The organism is Alteriqipengyuania halimionae (assembly GCF_009827575.1).
Classification (GTDB): Bacteria; Pseudomonadota; Alphaproteobacteria; order Sphingomonadales; family Sphingomonadaceae; genus Alteriqipengyuania_A; species Alteriqipengyuania_A halimionae.
Window position 1 is genome coordinate 1,258,074 of the sequence record NZ_WTYR01000001.1, and the last position, 18,549, is coordinate 1,276,622.

16 protein-coding genes are annotated in these 18,549 nt (G+C 64.8%); 11 read left to right on the forward strand and 5 right to left on the reverse strand.

Annotated features, from left to right (window positions below):
- Positions 1 to 17: 17 nt before the first annotated feature.
- Together GRI68_RS06195 and GRI68_RS06200 are read right to left on the reverse strand one after the other, a co-directional pair.
- Positions 18 to 209 (reverse strand): YnbE family lipoprotein, encoded by a 192-nt coding sequence (locus GRI68_RS06195; RefSeq protein ID WP_160616441.1) that lies wholly within the window; start codon positions 207 to 209, stop codon positions 18 to 20.
- Positions 206 to 3,400: an intermembrane phospholipid transport protein YdbH family protein gene (locus GRI68_RS06200; RefSeq protein WP_160616442.1), complete on the reverse strand. Its 3,195-nt coding sequence runs from the start codon at positions 3,398 to 3,400 to the stop codon at positions 206 to 208. Before GRI68_RS06200 ends, GRI68_RS06195 begins: the two co-directional genes overlap by 4 nt.
- 79 nt (positions 3,401 to 3,479) lie before the next feature.
- Here GRI68_RS06200 and radC point away from each other — a divergent pair, with 79 nt between their 5' ends.
- A complete protein-coding gene (gene radC / locus GRI68_RS06205; RefSeq protein WP_160616443.1) occupies positions 3,480 to 4,178 on the forward strand; it encodes a RadC family protein in 699 nt (232 codons plus the stop codon).
- 18 nt (positions 4,179 to 4,196) lie between these two features.
- Here radC and GRI68_RS06210 read toward each other — a convergent pair whose 3' ends face one another.
- Positions 4,197 to 6,992, reverse strand: a complete 2,796-nt coding sequence (locus tag GRI68_RS06210) for a DUF3857 domain-containing protein (protein WP_160616444.1) — start codon at positions 6,990 to 6,992, stop codon at positions 4,197 to 4,199.
- A 168-nt stretch (positions 6,993 to 7,160) separates the two neighbouring features.
- Here GRI68_RS06210 and purB point away from each other — a divergent pair, with 168 nt between their 5' ends.
- The 5 genes from purB to GRI68_RS06235 all read left to right on the forward strand — a co-directional run bounded on the left by purB (position 7,161) and on the right by GRI68_RS06235 (position 11,111).
- The gene (gene purB, locus GRI68_RS06215) at positions 7,161 to 8,492 is read left to right on the forward strand and encodes an adenylosuccinate lyase (RefSeq protein ID WP_160616445.1); all 1,332 of its coding nucleotides are present in this window, start codon (positions 7,161 to 7,163) and stop codon (positions 8,490 to 8,492) included.
- 61 nt (positions 8,493 to 8,553) lie between these two features.
- Positions 8,554 to 8,961, forward strand: coding sequence for a LapA family protein (locus GRI68_RS06220; protein ID WP_160616446.1), 408 nt, complete (start codon positions 8,554 to 8,556; stop codon positions 8,959 to 8,961).
- A complete protein-coding gene (pyrF, locus tag GRI68_RS06225) occupies positions 8,961 to 9,638 on the forward strand; it encodes an orotidine-5'-phosphate decarboxylase (protein ID WP_160616447.1) in 678 nt (225 codons plus the stop codon). Before GRI68_RS06220 ends, pyrF begins: the two co-directional genes overlap by 1 nt.
- A gap of 50 nt (positions 9,639 to 9,688) precedes the next feature.
- A complete protein-coding gene (gene bla / locus GRI68_RS06230; protein WP_160617867.1) occupies positions 9,689 to 10,426 on the forward strand; it encodes a subclass B1 metallo-beta-lactamase in 738 nt (245 codons plus the stop codon).
- A gap of 52 nt (positions 10,427 to 10,478) precedes the next feature.
- Entirely contained in the window at positions 10,479 to 11,111 is a 633-nt protein-coding gene (locus GRI68_RS06235; protein WP_160616448.1) for a phosphoribosylanthranilate isomerase, read from the forward strand.
- Between the two features lie 59 nt (positions 11,112 to 11,170).
- Here the strand turns inward: GRI68_RS06235 and GRI68_RS06240 are convergent, their stop codons facing one another.
- Positions 11,171 to 11,635 carry a hypothetical protein gene (locus tag GRI68_RS06240; RefSeq protein WP_234028725.1) on the reverse strand — a complete coding sequence of 155 codons (465 nt, stop codon included), beginning with the start codon at positions 11,633 to 11,635 and terminating at the stop codon, positions 11,171 to 11,173.
- Between the two features lie 278 nt (positions 11,636 to 11,913).
- Here GRI68_RS06240 and trpB point away from each other — a divergent pair, with 278 nt between their 5' ends.
- The 5 genes from trpB (at position 11,914) to GRI68_RS06265 (ending at position 16,725) form a co-directional block, all read left to right on the forward strand.
- Positions 11,914 to 13,152: a tryptophan synthase subunit beta gene (gene trpB / locus GRI68_RS06245; RefSeq protein ID WP_160616449.1), complete on the forward strand. Its 1,239-nt coding sequence runs from the start codon at positions 11,914 to 11,916 to the stop codon at positions 13,150 to 13,152.
- Positions 13,153 to 13,193: 41 nt separating this feature from the next.
- On the forward strand, positions 13,194 to 13,583 hold the full coding sequence (locus GRI68_RS06250; protein WP_160616450.1) for an endonuclease domain-containing protein: 390 nt from the start codon (positions 13,194 to 13,196) through the stop codon (positions 13,581 to 13,583).
- Positions 13,584 to 13,758: 175 nt separating this feature from the next.
- Positions 13,759 to 14,565, forward strand: a complete 807-nt coding sequence (gene trpA / locus GRI68_RS06255) for a tryptophan synthase subunit alpha (protein WP_160616451.1) — start codon at positions 13,759 to 13,761, stop codon at positions 14,563 to 14,565.
- Positions 14,562 to 15,410: an acetyl-CoA carboxylase, carboxyltransferase subunit beta gene (gene accD / locus GRI68_RS06260; RefSeq protein ID WP_160616452.1), complete on the forward strand. Its 849-nt coding sequence runs from the start codon at positions 14,562 to 14,564 to the stop codon at positions 15,408 to 15,410. Before trpA ends, accD begins: the two co-directional genes overlap by 4 nt.
- Positions 15,411 to 15,438: 28 nt before the next feature.
- A complete protein-coding gene (locus tag GRI68_RS06265) occupies positions 15,439 to 16,725 on the forward strand; it encodes a bifunctional folylpolyglutamate synthase/dihydrofolate synthase (RefSeq protein ID WP_160616453.1) in 1,287 nt (428 codons plus the stop codon).
- Here GRI68_RS06265 and GRI68_RS06270 read toward each other — a convergent pair.
- Positions 16,722 to 18,482, reverse strand: a complete 1,761-nt coding sequence (locus GRI68_RS06270; RefSeq protein WP_160616454.1) for an AmpG family muropeptide MFS transporter — start codon at positions 18,480 to 18,482, stop codon at positions 16,722 to 16,724. The genes GRI68_RS06265 and GRI68_RS06270 overlap by 4 nt on opposite strands.
- Positions 18,483 to 18,549 lie beyond the last annotated feature (67 nt).

The window sequence follows — 18,549 nt, forward strand, 5'->3', positions numbered from 1 at the left end:
TCGGCCGGGGGCCCGGCTCAGAATATATCGGCATTCTCGTCGATCGCGTCTTCGGCATCGGCGGCAAGGCGATAGATCACTTCCTGCCGGATGTTGATATTGAGTTCGATCACGATCGGTTCGGTAGGCGTATCGACCGAGATGCACCCGCCCAGCCCTGCCGCGATCGCAGACAAGCCCAACAGAGCAACGTATTTCGACGAAATCATGGCTTATCCTCGCTTTCGGAAGGCTGAATATCCTCGGGGTCGACCTCGGCCGGCGGGTTGCGGACCTCGCGGGCCAGAATGTTGCCATCCTCGTCGATCAGGCCGAGCGACCGCGCATCGCGGATCAGGGTCGGGTCGTAGAAACTCTTGAGCATCGCGATCAGGCCGTAGAACTGCGCGTTGATATTGATGTTGAGCTCGATCGGCACGCCTTCGAGGCTCTTGGTGATCAGATTGCGTTCGGCGCCTTCGCCCTGGCGGACGCCTTCGGTCTGCACGCGCGTGACGATTTCGCCGGTCAATTCGCCATCCATCGTGATCCGCATCTTCGAATAATCGAGCGATCGCAGTATATTGAAGGCGAGGTTCGCCATCGTCGACAGATCTTCGTAGGTCAATTCGCCGACATAGGAGAGATTGCCGCCCGGCGGCCGCGAGGTGAGCCGCCCGTCGACGATCCGACCGCCGTCCTTGTCGAAGACCAGTGGCATCGCCCCGTCGAAGGTGCCGGTAGCGCTGATATTGGCGAGATCGAACTGTTCGACGAATTGCGCCGCCTCGAGCCCCGTAACGATCAGCGTGAAATTGCGCACCGTGCCTTCACCGAAGCTCACACGCGTTGGCATCAGCTCGAGCGATCCGCCCATGAACGGCCAGCGCCCCTCCTCGATATCGATCTCGAAGCCCTCGCGCAGTGCCAGCGTGACCTGCCCGTCGCGCACCTCGATCCCCGGATTGATCGAGCGGACCTGGAATGTCTGTCCCGGCGCGGTTTCGAAGCCGAGCAAATCGGTGAAGACGAGCGAGCCCGACGCGCCCTCGACCGGGCCGAAGGGGGCCGCGAAATCGAGATCGGCGGTGGAATATTCGCCGCCGCTGGTAAGCCCGCCCTCACCCCAGAGGACCCAGCCATCGCCGTCGATCCGGCCATCCACCAGGCTGATCACGCCCTTGGCGAGATAGGTGATGTCCTGCGGCTGCAGCTCGCCGTCGAACAGCAAGCCGTCGGTGTCGAGATCGGCGCGGCCCGAGGCAGTGGTAAGATCGTGCACGACATCGAGCGCGGCGACCACGCGCTGCGTATCTCGATCGCGCAGATTCGCTTCGGCGAGGATCGTGCTGTTCTCGAGCGTCAGCTGGCCTTCGGTCGCGTCGAGCGGGTAGAAGCGCTCCGGATCGTTGCGATCGGAGAGCAGGAAGGTGGCATCGGAGAGTATCAACCGGCCACCTGCATAGCGCCAGTTTCCGCGCGCATTGGCGATGTCGAGCGGAACCGCGACAAGTTTGGCCTCCGTATCGGCAAAGGTTCCGGCGATCTCTTCTCCGCCCAGCTGCGCATCGACATCCGAGAGCACGAAATCCGCGCCGCTGCCTTGCTCGCCGAGATGCACGGCCAGACTGCTTGCGCGCACCACACCGGGCCATGCCAGACCGACCGGGCCCGATTCGATCGCAATCGGCGTGCCGCCGAGCCGCCCGCTCAATGCCAGCGAGGGCGCACCCGCAACGATTCGCAACGGCCCGCCACCGCCACCTCGGACGATCGATCCGCTGCTCGGTGGGCACAGCGTCAGCTCGCGTCCGTCGAGCGCCAGATTGGCGTATTCGAGACTATCGAACCGGAACGGCGTGCACCGGGAAAACGCGCTGAAGGCACCATCCGGCGAGACCACGGCGTCGATCGGGAACGCGAGATTTTCCGCCCGTCCGCCGGGCAGCGGCCCGCTCAAGCGTACATCGCCGCGCGCGACGAGACGGCCCGACGCCGCTTGCTCGATCCTCAAATCGGGCAAGGCAAGGCTGGCGCCGCGCGCTTCGTAAGGCGCCATCTCGATGCGATATGTCGCCGCCCCGCGCCCGGTGGTTTCCAACGTACCGGCGATGCGCGGCATATCGGGACCGCCAGTGCGGAACGAGCCGGCGATCCCTCCACCATCGGCCCAGCGCAATCGGTCCGCTTCGGCCAGCAGCGCGCCGCTGCGATTGCGCCAGCGCGCCTGCGGCACAATCACGCGGATGCCGCCATCGGCACGCCTGACGGTGAACGCCCCGGCAAGACTGCTTCCCTGTGCCTGACGCTGCAGGGCCGCGCGCAGTTTGGCCGCCAGCGGCGCGATCGGCGTTTCGCTGGCACCGCTCCCGAAGCCCGCCAGCGCCCGATCGAGCGCGGCGCCTGGGCGCAGATTGCTGCCGTCGAATTCGCCGCTCCATTCCATTCGCGCATAATCGTCGCGCAGGCGAAGGACGCCTTCGCTCGCGAGCCGGCCGACCTCTGCCTGCGGCGTATCGAGGCCGACCAGCGCGAGGTCGTAATCAGCGGTTGCTGCACTGCGGTCGAGGGTGAAGGTGATATCGCCCTCGATCCCCTGGGCTGCGTAATCGGCGTAGCGCCCCTCGCCGCCGGTCAGCGAGACCGTGCCTTCTGCCGCATCGAACGTGGCGGGAAACTGCGCGTCGAGTTCGGCGTCGAGCGAGGCCAGCGCGACATCGCGATCCGCGCACTCGAGCGCGCGCAGGCGCAGCGGTCCGTCGAGATGCGGGGCGCTGTCGGAGGTCGTAACCTTGCCGAAGAAGCTTGCGCGATCGGCCAAGCATCCCTCGAACCGAAGGTCCGGCACCAGCGCCGCGACTTGCCCTTCGAACCCGTCGCTCGGATTGCCGCTGCCGTCGAGCGCCAGCCCCAGCACACCGTAGGGCGAGGCGACCCGCGCGCGACCGTCCACGATGCGGACGTCGAGATCGGGCAGCGACGGAGGCGCATCGGGTGCGCTCTCCTTGAACAGGATCGGATCGAGCGTGCCAAAGCTCAGCCCGGCATCGGTGAACCGCCCGAAAATGCGCGGCTTTTCCAGCGTGACCGAGCGCACGCTCGGCCCGGCGAAGCTCCAGCCAAGCTGCACCTCGACGCGTTCGACCGTAGCATCGGGGCGTTCGGGATCGCCGATCACGACATTGCGCAAAACCTGCCGCTGCCCGCCGATCCGCTCGATCTCGTAGGTCGCCGGGATGCCCTGCTTTTCGAGCTCTCCGGCGATCAGATCGTCGGCAATCTCGACACGTTGCGACCAGGCGAAGCCGATCACCACGAACACGACAATTGCGATCCAGGGGAACACGCGACGCCAGAAACCGCCCCGCCGTGCCGATGGCGATGGTTTGACGTCTTTCGCTTCTGTCTGCCCCTCGGCCATCGCCATCCCCTTGCGCCCGGACCCGTGCAAAGGCAATGCTGATCCGGCGATCGATGCGGCAGGGGGCGCGGGATGCGGGATGGGTGAAAACGACGCAACACCGGGCTCTTCAGGGCGGAGCGGCCATCGCGCGCGATTGCGGCAAAAGCTGTTCGAGGGCGGGGCCGAAGCGCTCGCCGATTACGAAGTGCTCGAATACCTGCTTGCCACCGCGCGGCCGCGGATCGATACCAAGCCGATCGCCAAATCGCTGATCGCACGCTTCGGCAGCCTTGCCGCCGTGCTCAACGCCGATGCCTCGGCGCTCGCCGATCATCCACAGATGGGCGAGACGAGCGCCGCCGCGCTGAAAATCGTCGCGCTCGCAGCCCGTCGCATGGCGCGCGCGCAGATTGCGGAAAAGCCGGTGCTTGGCAGCTGGCAGGCGCTGATCGATTACCTCCATATCGACATGGCGCACCTCACCCACGAGCGGGTCCGGGTGCTCCACCTCGATGCGCGCAATCGCCTGATCCTCGACCAGCACGTGTCGGACGGATCGGTGGACGAGGCCGCGATCCATCCGCGCGAAGTGATCAAGCGCGCGCTCGAACTGGGCGCGACCGCGTTGATCCTCGTGCACAACCACCCCTCGGGCAGCCCCGAGCCAAGCCGCGCCGACATCGAGATCACCCGCCGCATCGCCGAAGCCGGAAGGCTATTGGGCGTGACCGTGCACGATCACGTCATCGTCGGTCGCGAGGGGCACGCATCCTTGCGCGCGAAGGGGCTGATCTAGCCCCTTCGGTTGCTCGGTCTATTCAGGCTGTTCGATGCCGTAGAGCGCGTATTGACGCACCACCTGCGGGGCCAGCCGCTTGGCATAGGCGATTTCTTCGCGCCCTTCCTTCTTCCGCCCCTGTTCGGACAGGATAACGCCCTTGAGATAGCGCGACGCCGCCATGTTCGGCTCCTTGCTCAACGCGGCATCGATATCCTTCAATGCCTTGTCGAATTCACCAAGCCGGTAATAGGCCATCGCCCGGCTATCGAGCACGCTGGCGTCGTAGCTCGACGTCTGCACCGCCTCGGAGCAGACCGCTTCGGCCTCGTCCAGCTTGTAGCGCCAGGTGCCCATGTGCCAGCACTTCGCGTTGAGCAGCTGGGCGTCGCCCGGGCGCTCGGTCAGGATCTGCTCGATCATCGCGAATCCATCATCGGCGCGACCCGCACTTCCTTCGAGCTCGGCGCGAAGCTGGGCTTGCGCGACCCGATCGTCGCCCCCGAGGTCGAATTCCTCAAGCAGGGCAAGCGCGCCCTCGACATCGCCGTTCTTCGCCTGGATATCGGCCAGCTGGGCGGCCATCGCGAAATCGCCCTGGAGATCGTAGGCGTATAGCGCGTCGTCGAGCGCACGCTCCCACTCACCGGCATTGGCATAGGTCTGGGCGCGAACCGCATAGAGCTCGGCACTGGGCTTTTCGTCGATCGCACGGGTAAGATCGCGCGCCGCCGCTTCGTAATCGTAGGTATAGGTACCGATCATGCCGGCCCGCAGGCTCAGCCGATCGGCATCGTCCGGATCGAGCGCGACATACTGATCGAGCGCATCCTCGATCCCTTCCATCCGCTTGGCGACCTCCTCAGGCGAATATTCCCAATACCGGGTGACGCCTTCATTGGCGCGGACCTTGTAGTCGCCGCTTTTAAGCTTGTTCGCCGCACGGCGATTGACCGCAAACTCGTCGGCCGGGATTTCGACCGGTATTTCCGCTTTGTCCGATCGCACCCGCAGCATGTTGCCATCGAGCGTGGCGGTCCGCGTGATCCGCGATCCGCCCACCATCTGCGCATCGGCATCGGTCCCGCGAAGGACGTAATCGGCATTGCCTTCGGGTAGGCGAATCTCGACCTGTTCGGTCAGCCGCAGCGGCCCACCGACCTGATAGGGAATGTCGCGCCATTCGCGGCGCGCGCGATCGGGCGAGAACGTCATCCCGTTGCTGGATGTGTACGGCGTCAGCGTCGCGCTGTTGCGATCGATATCCCACCAGGTCGAAGTCAGGCCCTTGGCGATGACCCGGGCGATGCCGGTGTCCTCGTCATATTCGATATCGGCCTGGAAGACGATGTTGTCGCCCACGATATCGCTGGCATATTGCGACGCGAACGCGGTGATTTCATCTTCTTCGGTGGTATCGTCGATGTTCTGGAATCGCGCTGCCATCGCGCCCTGCACCTTCACATCGATATCGAACAGTGCGGGGTAATCGAACCCGGCCGATTGATCGATCGAAACCCGGGTCGCACGATCGGGCGTATCCTGCCAGCGCTGATCCATCCGGACCAGCTCGGCCCCGCCTTCGCGCAACGGCAACGCGTAGAAGAAGCGCGGGACTTCGCCGATCGTCGAGAGGCGAATCCCGGCATTGGTCCCATCGAGCCAGTAATCTTCCCCATCGATCGTGGCGTGCACGATCATGTGATCGAAATCGCCCGGCATGGGCAGCATTTCGCGTACCCAGTCGCCCGCCTGGCTGCGCACCAGCACGGCTTCGCTCTTGATGCCCATTTCGCGCAGCATGGCGAGGAGCAGCATCGATTTCGCCTTGCAGTCGCCGTAGCGCAGCTCCCAGGTCTGTTCGGGCTGTTGCGGCAGGTAATTTCCGCCATCGAGCCCGTTCAACAGGTAGGCGATACGGTCCTGCACGACCTGCAGCGCTAAGGCGGCGCGTTCGAGCGGAACGTCGGTCTGTGCTTCGATCGAGGCGACTTCGCGCGCGACATCGCCGCCCGGCGTGATCGAACCTTCGGTGCTGAAATGCGGCGCCATCTTGGCCGAGACTTCTTCCCAGCTGCGATAGGTCCCCACTTGCAGCAGAGAGGCTTGCTGGTACCGCGCCGGTGCGTCGCCCGGCATTTCATCGAGTTCGTCGACCGGGAATTCGATCGCCAGCCTGCGATAGCCATCGACCGTCTCGGGCTCGGCCAGCGCGACATCGCGCGTGACCTGATAGCGCATGGCGGTGCCTTCGGGCCAGGTCACCACCATGCGACCGAACCCGAGTTCGGCGGGTTCGGCGAACACACCCTGGAGAACCTGCATCTCGCCATTGAGCGCCTGGTCGCGCGTCGTCGTCGAGCGGCGCATCCGCAATACGTCACCCACCCGCAGGCCGGGGATCGCCATCGTCGCCGTCAGCATCCCGTCGAGCGAGCGGCTTTCGAGTTGCTGCTCGCGCCGCAGGACGTCGAAATCGCCTCCGTTCGCAAGCAGGTCGATAACCTCGCCATCGCGCACGATCTCGAGATTGTGGACGAACAGATCGCCCTTGTCGGGAAGCCACGGCACCTGGACCGTACCCAGCTGGGTCAGCGCCTGCGGCGTCTCGATCTTGTAGGCGATATCGAGATAATCGTGGACGACACCGTCTTCCATTCGCACCTGGCGATCGAACAGCACGAGCATCTCGTCCTTGGCCAGCGCGGCATCGAAATCCACCGGCTCCACCCAGGCTGGCGCAGCCTCGTAAATCACCTCTTCACCGGCGTAGGCAGGGCTGGCGCAAACGGCCACGACGGCGGTGGCGCAAAGCAGTTCGTGCAATTTCACTTGGTATCGACCTCTAATCTTTATGTCGTGCATGATGCACGGCCCACCGGCGCATGGCAAACACCGAATTCATCTTCGCCATACGGGAGGGGACGCGCTGGCGACTTGCCATTTGGCCGGGCTCTCCATAGTCGCGCGCCTAACTCGAATCCCCAACCGGAGTTGCCGATGGTCCCCCGTTACGCCCGCCCCGACATGACCGCGATCTGGGAACCGGAGGCGAAATACCGCATCTGGTTCGAGATCGAGGCCCACGCCACCACCAAGCTCGCCGAACTCGGCGTGGTCCCCGAAAGCGCGGCCAAGGCGCTGTGGGACTGGTGGGCCACCAATCCCAAGATCGATGTCGATGCGATCGACGCGATCGAGCAGGTCACTAAGCACGACGTCATCGCCTTCCTCACCTGGGTGGCGGAGAATGTCGGAGACGAAGCGCGCTTCATGCATCAGGGCATGACCAGCTCCGACGTGCTCGACACCACGCTGGCGGTGCAGCTGATGCGGTCGGCCGATCTGTTGATCGAGGACATGGATGCGCTGCTCGAAGCGATCAAGCGCCGTGCCGAGGAACACAAGTACACCCCCACGATCGGCCGCAGCCACGGCATCCACGCAGAGCCGGTGACCTTCGGCCTCAAGCTCGCTCAGGCCTATGCCGAAATGCTGCGCAATCGCGAGCGCCTGTGGGATGCCCGTGCCGAGATCGCGACCTGCGCGATTTCGGGGGCGGTCGGCACCTTCGCGAATGTCGATCCGCAAGTCGAAGCGCATGTTGCCGCCGAAATGGGGCTGGTGCCCGAGCCGGTCTCGACCCAGGTGATCCCGCGCGATCGGCATGCGATGTTCTTCGCCACGCTGGCAGTGGTCGCCGGATCGATCGAGCGGATCGCGGTCGAAGTGCGCCATCTGCAGCGCACCGAAGTGCTCGAAGCGGAGGAGTATTTCTCCCCCGGACAGAAGGGTTCGTCGGCGATGCCGCACAAGCGCAACCCGATCCTGACCGAGAACCTCACCGGCCAGGCGCGCATGATCCGTGCCTATGCCTTGCCCGCACTCGAAAACGTGGCGCTGTGGCACGAGCGCGATATCTCGCACTCCTCGGTCGAGCGGTTCATCGGTCCCGATGCCTGCATCACGCTCGATTTCGCGCTCGCCCGGCTCACCGGTGTGATCGACAAGCTGCTCGTCTATCCCGAGCGCATGCAGGCCAATCTCGACCGGATGGGAGGCCTCGTTCATTCGCAGCGCGTGCTGCTCGCCCTCACCCAGAACGGCGTCAGCCGCGAGGATGCCTACCGCCTCGTCCAGCGCAACGCGATGAAGGTATGGGAATCGGACGGGAGGCTCTCGCTGCTCGACCTGCTCAAGGCCGATGACGAAGTCACGGCGGCGCTCAGCGACGAAAAGCTCGAGGAACGGTTCGACCTCGATTACCACTTCAAGCATGTCGACACGATTTTCGACCGCGTCTTCGCCGACACGGACGACAGCGACGATTGACCGCCCTATCGCAATGATGCGGTAGCGGTTAAGCTGGCCCGAAACGACGGAGAGCAATGCGATGCAAGTGGTAAAACTGGTTCTCTGGGCGCTCCTGCTGGTGCTGCTGGTCGCCTTTTCGGTTGCCAACTGGACGACGACGATGGCGGGCGACCAGATCAGCGTGACGATCTGGGACGGGATCGTGTGGGATACGCGTCTGCCTGCGGTGGTGGTGATCGCCTTCGCGCTCGGCCTGATCCCGATGTGGCTGATCCATCGCGGCGAGAAATGGCGCCTCAAGCGGCGGATCAATGCGCTCGAAAGCGCGCAGCGTGCCAATTCGCTCAACTACGCGCGCGAGCACACCGAGACGATCCGGGATCGCGACGGCGACGGAATCCCCGATTCGGTCGATCCCCAGCCCGACACCCACGCCGATACCGGCGAACACACCCCGCCTTCCCCTCCGAGGACCGAACCGATCTGATGAACCACAATCCCGTCTTCCTCGCGCTCGACATGCCGCAGCTCGATGCGGCCACCGCCCTGGCCAAGAAGGTCAAGGGACATGTCGGCGGCTTCAAGCTGGGGCTCGAATTCTTCTGCGCGCACGGCCATCACGGCGTACACGAGATTGCGCATCTCGGCCTGCCGATCTTTCTCGATTTGAAACTGCACGACATTCCCAACACCGTGGCGGGCGCGATGCATTCCCTCCACGTGCTCGAACCGTCGATCGTGACGGTGCATGCCAGCGGCGGGCGCGCGATGATGGAAGATGCCAAGGCCGCGGCGGGCGAGAACACCAAGGTGGTCGCCGTCACGCTGCTCACCAGTCTCGACGAACGGGACATGGCGCGCACCGGGATCGATGGATCGCCGCACGACCAGGTCATGCGCCTCGCCGAACTGGCCGAAAGCGCCGGACTCGACGGGATCGTGTGCTCGGGTGCCGAAGTCGGCGCGGTGCACAAGCAATGGTCGGACGGCTATTTCGTCGTCCCCGGCCTGCGTCCCGGCGGCAAGGCGAGCGGAGACCAGAAGCGCGTCGTCACCCCGCGCCAGGCGCGCGACGACGGGGCCAGCGTGCTGGTGGTCGGCCGCCCGATTTCGAAGGCCGGCGACCCCGTCGCCGCCGCGCGCGAGATAGAAGCCACCCTGTGAGGCGCGTCGCCGCCCTTGCCGCGCTGCTGGCGCTCTCGGCCTGCTATTCGATGCCGAAGGACGCCTATCGCGCTACCGACAGCGCGGTGATCGAGAGCACGGTCGAATTCGGAGAGGTCACGCTCAGCAAGATTAGCGACACTGTGTGGATGCACACGTCGTCGCTTTCCCTGCCCGGCTACGGGCCGGTGTCGTCCAACGGTCTGATCGTTCTGCGTGAGGACGAAGCGATCCTCGTCGACACGGCCTGGACCGACGGGCAGACCGAAGACATCCTGCGCTATGCCGCCGTCGTGCTCGACAGGCCGGTGCGCACGGCCGTCATCACCCATTTCCACCAGGACAAGATGGGCGGGATCGGCGCGCTGCACCGCGCGGGCATCGAGACCTGGGCGCATCCGCTGACCAACGAACTTGCGCCCACGATCGGGTTCGAGCCGGCCAGACACGCGATCGCCTTCGGATCGGATGGCTTCGCAACCGGCGAAGCCGCACAAGCGCTCGGCCCATTACGCGTTTTCTACCCCGGCCCGGGGCACACGCGCGACAACATCACCGTGGGCCTGCCCGGCGAGGGGTTCGCGTTCGGCGGGTGCCTGATCAAGGGCGCGAAATCGCCCAGCCTCGGCAATCTCGGCGATGCGGATGTCGATTACTACGCGACCGCCGCCCGCAATTTCGCCGAGGCCTTCCCCGATGCGCGCACGATCCTGATGAGCCATTCGGCACCCGCTACCCGCAAGGCGATCGAGCGCACGATCCGCATGGCGGAAAAGGCGCGGCGCTAGTCGAGCACCCCCGGGGTTGCACCGCGCGCCCATCCGCGCCATCGCGCATCGTATGACGATACAGATCAAGATTTGCGGCATTCGCGACGAAGCGGCGATGGACGCTGCGGCCGAGGCCGGGGCAACCCATATCGGCCTGGTTCACTACGAGCCGAGCCCGCGGCACGTGACGCTCGACCAGGCGGCCAAACTGCGGATGCGTGCACCCTCGTCGCTCGAAGTGGTGCTGCTGCTCGTCAACCAGCAGCCCAAGGAAACCGCGACCGCGATCGATACGGTGAAGCCGGACATCGTGCAGTTTCATGGCCTCGAAGCGCCGCAATGGCTGCAGGCGTTGCGCCCGCACGTGCCGTGCCGCCTCTGGAAAGCGCTGGGTCTGTCCAGCGCCGATACGCTCGAGCGGGCCAAGGCCTATGAGGGCGGCGCCGACATGCTGCTGTTCGATGCGCCGGCAAAGAAACTGCCCGGAGGCAATGGCGTCACCTTCGACCACAGCCTGCTTGCCGGCTATGACGGTGCCATTCCCTACGGCCTTGCCGGCGGGCTGGATCCGGACAATGTCGCGCAGGCGATCCGCGATACCGATGCGGTGCTGGTCGATACGTCGAGCGGCACCGAAAGCGAGCCCGGCGTCAAGGATTTGGACAAGATCCGTGCCTTTTGCAAGGCGGCGCGCGCCGCCTGAAGCCCGCCCTCACGGGACGAGCGGGGTTGCGTGTGCGCACTCCCGCCCGGACCCGCAGGTCAGAAGAACGTGCCGATGCCGATGGTGATCGCGTTGGTTTCGTGATGGTCCACGAACACGTGGCGGTATTCGGCAGAAATATAGGTCCCGCCGTGGCCGAGGTGATGTTCGTAGCCGAGCCCGACATGCGGACCGTCGCCGTGATGGGTGAAGGTGTAGCCGCCATTTGCAAAAACGCTGCCCTTCTTGCTTACGGCCGTGCCGAGGCGAGCCGTGAGCGCCAATTCCACGAATGTATCCTCTGCCAGGATCTTTTCGCCAGAGATTTCAGCGCCCAGGAACGTATGGTCGCCGAGGTCGAAGTCGTACCCGGCCGCAACGCCCGCGACGGGATCGGTATGATCTTCCGACCAGGCAACCCCGCCGCGAAGCTCGGCGCGGGGGCCGCCGGTCGCTTCGCCCGCCAACACCGGGGTCGCCGGAAGGGCGAGGAGGAGAGCAGAAAACAGAGCAATTTTGCACATAGAAACATCCTACCGATTGGCCACGACGCATCGGAGCGCCGGACCGAGCCAAAACCTTACTTCCCCTTCATAGAAAGAGTGGGCAGGCGGGCTTTCGATCTTGGCCGGTTTTTCTGCCGTCCCCGAGCTGGGATCGGGTTCAGCTTCCGCTCCAAGCTCTTGCGCGCAGCGAACTTGTGGCGATCGCCAATGGCCTTTAGGCGTGTGCCAAATCTTCCACCGGGCCCCATGGGCGGCATTACCCATGCTCCAACCGGCTCAGCACAAACGGATCTTGCGTGAACGACCAGACCCCCAATTCCTATCGCAACCAGCCCGACGAACGCGGGCATTTCGGACAATTCGGCGGACGTTATGTCGCCGAGACGCTGATGCCGCTGGTGCTCGATCTGGAACGCGAATACCGTGCCGCGCAGGCCGATCCCGCCTTCCATGCCGAATTCGACGACTTGCTGGCGAACTATGTCGGCCGCCCCAGCCCGCTCTATTACGCCGAGAGCCTGACCGAGGCGCTGCGGCAGGACGCCCCGGAAGGAAAAGGCGCGCAAGTCTGGTTCAAGCGCGACGAGCTCAATCACACCGGCGCGCACAAGATCAACAATTGCGTCGGCCAGATCCTGCTCGCGCGGCGCATGGGCAAGACGCGGATAATCGCCGAAACAGGTGCGGGCCAGCACGGCGTCGCGACCGCCACCGTCTGCGCGCGCTTCGGCCTGCCCTGCACCGTCTACATGGGCGCGACCGACGTCGCCCGGCAGCAACCCAACGTATTCCGGATGAAACTGCTCGGAGCTGAGGTAATCCCCGTCACCAGCGGTCGCGCCACGCTGAAGGACGCCATGAACGAAGGGCTGCGCGACTGGGTCGCGAATGTCCACGACACCTTCTACATCATCGGCACCGCCGCCGGGCCGCACCCCTATCCCGAGCTGGTCCGCGATTTCCAGAGCGTGATCGGCAAAGAAGCCAAGGCCCAGATGCAGGACCGCATCGGTCGCCTGCCAGACCTGTTGGTCGCCGCGATCGGCGGTGGCTCCAACGCGCTCGGCCTGTTCCACCCGTTTCTCGACGATCCCGACGTGAAGATGCTCGGCGTCGAGGCTGCGGGCCACGGGCTCGACGGCAGCGAGCACGCCGCCAGCCTGCTCGGCGGCGCGCCGGGCGTGCTCCACGGCAACAAGACCTATCTGTTGCAGGACGCGGACGGCCAGATCACCGAAGGCCACTCGATCAGCGCCGGGCTCGATTACCCCGGCATCGGCCCGGAGCACGCGTGGCTGAAGGATTCGGGCCGCGTCGACTACACCGCCGTGACCGACAAGCAGGCGCTCGACGCGTTTCAGCTGCTGTGCCGCACCGAAGGCATCATCCCCGCGCTCGAGCCGAGCCACGCGATTGCCGCGGTGGCGGATCGCGCGCGCGAAATGGACCGCGATGCGATCATCCTCGCCAATCTATGCGGACGCGGCGACAAGGACATCTTCACCGTCGCCGATGCGCTGGGGGTGGAGATCTAAAAAGCCCTCTCACCTTCAGGGGAGAGGGTTGGGAGAGGGGCATGCGCGATCGCAAATTGACCGAACGCGCGAAGCAAATGCGCAAGCAGATGACTGAGCCGGAGAAACGGCTCTGGCTCGAACTGCGGGCTGGCCGGTTCCACGGTATCAAGTTCCGGCGTCAGAAGGTGATCGGAAATTACATCGCCGATTTTGCGTCTAACGATCCGAAACTCGTGATCGAACTGGATGGAGATACGCATGCGGGGCGCGAAGCATATGATGCGGATCGCACCGCGTTCCTGGAGCGCGAGGGCTATCGTGTGGTGCGGTTTCTCAATTCGGATGTGATGGGGAATATGGACGGCATGTTGATGCGATTGTCGACGATCGTTGGGGAGATGCGCGATGCCCCTCCCCCAACCCCCTCCCCTGAAGGTGAGGGGGCCTGAGAGTCGCTCTATCGATCAGGCTGTCCTACATCCTTCGAACCATGCCATAATCCACCGATGACCCGCGCTTTCCTCTCCTTTTCGCATGCCCTAAGGCCCACCTCATATCCCGCCGGATTTTGTTTTCCTGAACAGTGTAACACCCGGTCCACGCTTCAGCTTCGAGCCTTCTAGTATGAACGACACGTCCCCGGATCGCTTCGCCGCCGCTTTTGGCAAGCCGCACCCTGCCCTCGTCTGCTTCGTCACCGCGGGCGATGGCGACACCGATGCCAATCTCGATGCGCTGGTCGAGGGCGGTGCGGATGTGATCGAGCTCGGCATGCCCTTCACCGATCCGATGGCCGATGGTCCCGCGATCCAGGCCGCGAACCTGCGCAGCCTCGGCAAACGGACGAGCACCGCCGATGTGCTCGCGATCGCCACCCGGTTCCGCGCGCGCCATCCGGACGTGCCGCTGGTGCTGATGGGCTATGCCAATCCGATGGTGCGGCGTGGGCCGGAATGGTTCGCCAGTGCGGCGAAAGATGCAGGCGTCGACGGCGTGATCTGCGTCGATCTCGGTCCGGAGGAAGACCCCGATCTCGGCCCGGCCTTGCGCGACAAGGGCATCGCGGTGATCCGGCTTGCCACGCCGACCACCGACGACAAGCGCCTGCCGCAAGTGCTCGATGGCGCGGGCGGCTTCCTCTATTACGTCTCGGTCGCCGGGATCACCGGGAAACAGCAGGCCGCCAGCGCCTCGATCGCCGATGCGGTCGCGCGGCTGAAAGGGCAGACCGACTTGCCCGTCGCGGTCGGCTTCGGCGTTCGCACGCCCGACCAGGCCGCCGATATCGCTCAGCATGCCGATGGCGTGGTGGTCGGCTCGGCGCTGGTCGAACTGGTCGGCGAGCATGGGAAGGATGCGCCGCAGCACTTGCGCGATGCCGTCTCGGCCCTTGCCAAGGCGGTGCATTCCGCGTCAAAGGCCGACGCATGAGCTGGCTATCACGTGTCCGAAACTCGCTGCCCTTCGGGGCCAAGCGCGAAACCGCCGACAATCTCTGGATCAAGTGTCCCGCTTGCGACGAGATGGTCTTCACCAAGGAATATGACGAGAACGCGCGGGTTTGCCCGAATTGCGACCATCACGGGCGCATCGGCACCGACATGCGCTTCACGATCCTGCTCGACGAAGGCTACGAGATCCTGCCGACGCCGCAGGTCAAGGAAGACCCGCTCAAGTTCAAGGATACGAAGCCCTATCAGGCCCGCCTCAAGCAGGCGCGCGCCAAGAACCCGCATCCCGATGCGCTGACCAATGCGATCGGCGCGATCAAGGGTCACCGCGCCGTCGTCGGCGTGCAGGATTTCGCCTTCATGGGCGGATCGATGGGCATGGCGGTGGGCGCCGCCTTCGTCCACGGCGTCGATCGTGCGCTGAAGGAACGGGTGCCCTACATCATCTGCACCGCCGCCGGCGGCGCACGGATGCAGGAAGGCATCCTCTCGCTGATGCAGATGCCCAAGACGACGGTCGCCGTGCGCCGCCTGAAAGAAGCGGGCCTGCCCTATATCGTGGTACTGACCGATCCGACCACCGGCGGCGTCACCGCCAGCTATGGCATGCTGGGCGACGTCCATATCGCCGAGCCGGGCACGCTGATCGGCTTTGCCGGGGCGCGCGTGATCCAGAACACGATCCGCGAACAACTGCCCGACGGATTCCAGCGCGCCGAATACCTGCATGAACACGGCATGGTCGACCGGGTGGTCCACCGCCACGAACTGCGCGATGAACTCGCCCTCTTGCTGGATTACCTCGCCCCGAGGGAAGCGGCCTAGTGATCCCTCCCCGATCGGGGAGCATCTGATGCGTGACTTCGCCACTTCGTCCGACGCCCGCGTGCAGGCGCAGCTCGATCGGCTCGCTGCGTTATCGCTGCCCGAGGGGCGGCTGGGGCTCGATACGATGCGTGCGCTGCTTGCCCGGCTGGGCGATCTGCAGACGCGGCTGCCGCCCGTGTTCCATGTCGCCGGGACCAACGGCAAGGGTTCGACCTGTGCCTTCCTGCGCGCCATGCTCGAGGCGGACGGCAAGCGCGTCCATGTCGCCACCAGCCCGCACCTCGTGCGCTACAATGAGCGTATCCGCGTCGCCGGAGAGCTGATCTCGGATGACACGCTCGCCGATCTTCTCGAAGAAGTGCTCGACGCGGGCGAAGACCTCGCGCCCAGCTTCTTCGAAGTCACGATCGCGGCGAGTTTCCTCGCCTTCGCACGGACTCTGGCCGATGCCTGCGTGATCGAAGTGGGTCTTGGCGGTCGTTTCGACGCGACCAATGTGATCGAGCATCCGGCAGCCTGCGGGATCGCGGCGCTGGGAATCGACCATGAGCGCTTCCTGCTCGCGCGCGAAACAGGCGTGCCCGAAGATCCGATGGCCCGGATCGCCTTCGAGAAGGCAGGTATCGTCAAGCCGGGCTGTTCGCTGGTGACTCTGTCCTACGATGAGGGGCCGACCCTAGAAATCGAACGCGCCGCCATGGCCGCCGGCGCGCCGCTGGCGATGCGCGGGCGCGAATGGTTCGCCAGCGTGGGCGCAGGCATAGAATACGAGGATCGCCACGGGCGGCTCGCCTTGCCGCTGCCTGCCCTGCCCGGTGCGCACCAAGCCGAGAATGCGGCGCTGGCGGTCGCGATGCTGCGGCATCAGGACTTCGTCAGCGTGTCGGAGGAAGCGCTGGGCCGCGGCATCCTCGAAGCGCGCTGGCCGGCACGGTTGCAGCGATTGTCGGTTGGCCCCCTCACCGGCGCGCGCGAGACCTGGCTCGATGGCGGGCACAACCGCTCTGCAGGCGAAGCGCTGGCGCGTCACTTCGCAGGGCGGCGCGTGCATCTCGTGCTCGGCATGCTGGCGAACAAGGACCCTCGCGGCGTCGTCGAACCGTTGGCGGAGAGCATCGCCAGCATCTCTGCCGTTCCAGTGCCCGCGCACGAATGGCATGACGCCGCAGCGTTCGGCGATCGGGCGCGCGCCTTCCCGTCGGTCAAAGCCGCTCTGGCCGAACTCCCCGACGACGGTCTGCCCGTGTTGATCGCCGGATCGCTTTACCTTGCAGGCGAAGTCCTGCGCCTCAACGACGAAGCGCCCGACTAGCTGCCCGCGACGTGCTTGTCCGGCTGGACGACGCCGCTCGCCGCGCCGCTGCGCGCTTCGCGGATCCATTCCATCACGCACAGCGCCACGGCAACCACCCCGATAATCGCGGTAAAAATGAACACGTAGTAATAGCCGCGATCCTCGATCATCTCGCCCAGCGCGCCGCGCCCGATCGTGCCCACCAGCAGCGTCAATGAGGCCAGCAGCGCATATTGCACGGCGGCATATTCCTTTGCGACGATGCTCGAAAGCCAGGCGATATAGGCCGCCCCGGCAATCCCGATCGCGAGATTTTCCCAGAAAATGGTGAAGGTCAGCCGCGCCAGCCCATCGATATCGGTCATCTGGAAGACACCCGCGATGAAGTTGACCAGTGCGGTGAAGCCGATCGCATCGCTTCCCCCTTGCATCACCGCCCCGCCTGCGGCGAGGTCGGCGTACAGAAGGTTCGTCGCGGCGGCGAGCGCGGCGCCCAACGTCAAGGTGAACATGCGCCCGAACTTCGTGATGATCCAGCCGCCAAAGGCCAGGCCAAGAATGATCGCGAATACGCCGAAGAACTTCGAGGCGAACGCAACTTGGTCGCCGGTGTACTCCAGTTCTCCGAGATAGAAGGGATAGGCAAACACGCCCCATATCGAATCGCAAATCCGGTAGGTCAGCACCAGCGCGAGGATCAGCACCAGCGACCATCCCAAACGACCGACGAACTCGACCAGCGGGAGGACGAGAGCGCGGTAGAGGTGGTCGGTGAACTTGACCGTGCGTTTCGGCTCATCGCCTGTCGATGCGACGATGACGTTGGTTCCGCGTCGCTTCTGCTTTGCGACCCAGGCGGCAATGAAGGCGGGAAGGACCACGGTCGCGACAACGATGAGCGGGCCGTAGGTGGTGGTGAAGAGCGTGACGTCGGGTCGATCTTCGGGAGCGGCTGTCATGCTGCGGACCATGAAGACCACCACCGTGCCGATCGCCCATGCCCAGAGCAATCCCACCGCGAGCAGCGCACGATTGCGCACCTTCTCGGTCACTTCGCCGACATTGTAGAGTTCGGCGACCTCTTCCTCGTTCGCTGCGACCGTCGCGGCGGAGCGCTTCGCAACATCGGCATCCGGCGCAAAGAGACTGGCGATGCCGATCGCGAGCATCAACCCGCTCATGATCAGATAGGTCTGCGGCCAACCGATCCGCTCGGCGATGATCAGGCCCAACGCGCCGCCGATCAACGCGGCGAGGCGAAAGCCCATCTGGGTGATGGTCGAAAGGATATCCAGCGTCGCTTCTTCGTCAGCCACGTCGATGCGCCACGCATTGATCGCAATGTCCTGCGTCGCGCTGGCGAAAGCGCCGATCGCGGCCAGCAGGCTGAACCAGCCGAGCGCGTTGCGCGGATCGAGAAAACTCATGATGAGCAAGGCGATGCCCACCGTCAGCTGCATCGGCGCGATCCATTGCTTGCGCTTGCCGAGCTTGCGCAATCCGGGGATATCGACCTTGTCGAGCAGCGGCGACCATAGGAACTGGAACGCGTAGGCAAGCCCGACGAGCGAGAACACACCCATCGTTTCGAGATCGACTTCTGCCTCGCTCAACCAGGCATAGAGCGTGCCGAGAAACAGGGCTGGTGGAAGGCCCTGTGCGAAACCGAACAGCACCATGAAGCCGCTTTTCGGATTACGCAGCGAACGGAGCAGCGTCCCCCAGCCCGGCTTCTTCGCCTTGCCGTCTCCATCCTCTATCGCCGTATCGGCCATTCGCGTTCCTTTTGTTTTCGCGGATTTGCTGGCAGACTAGCCGTGAGGCAAGTGAATAGGAAATGGA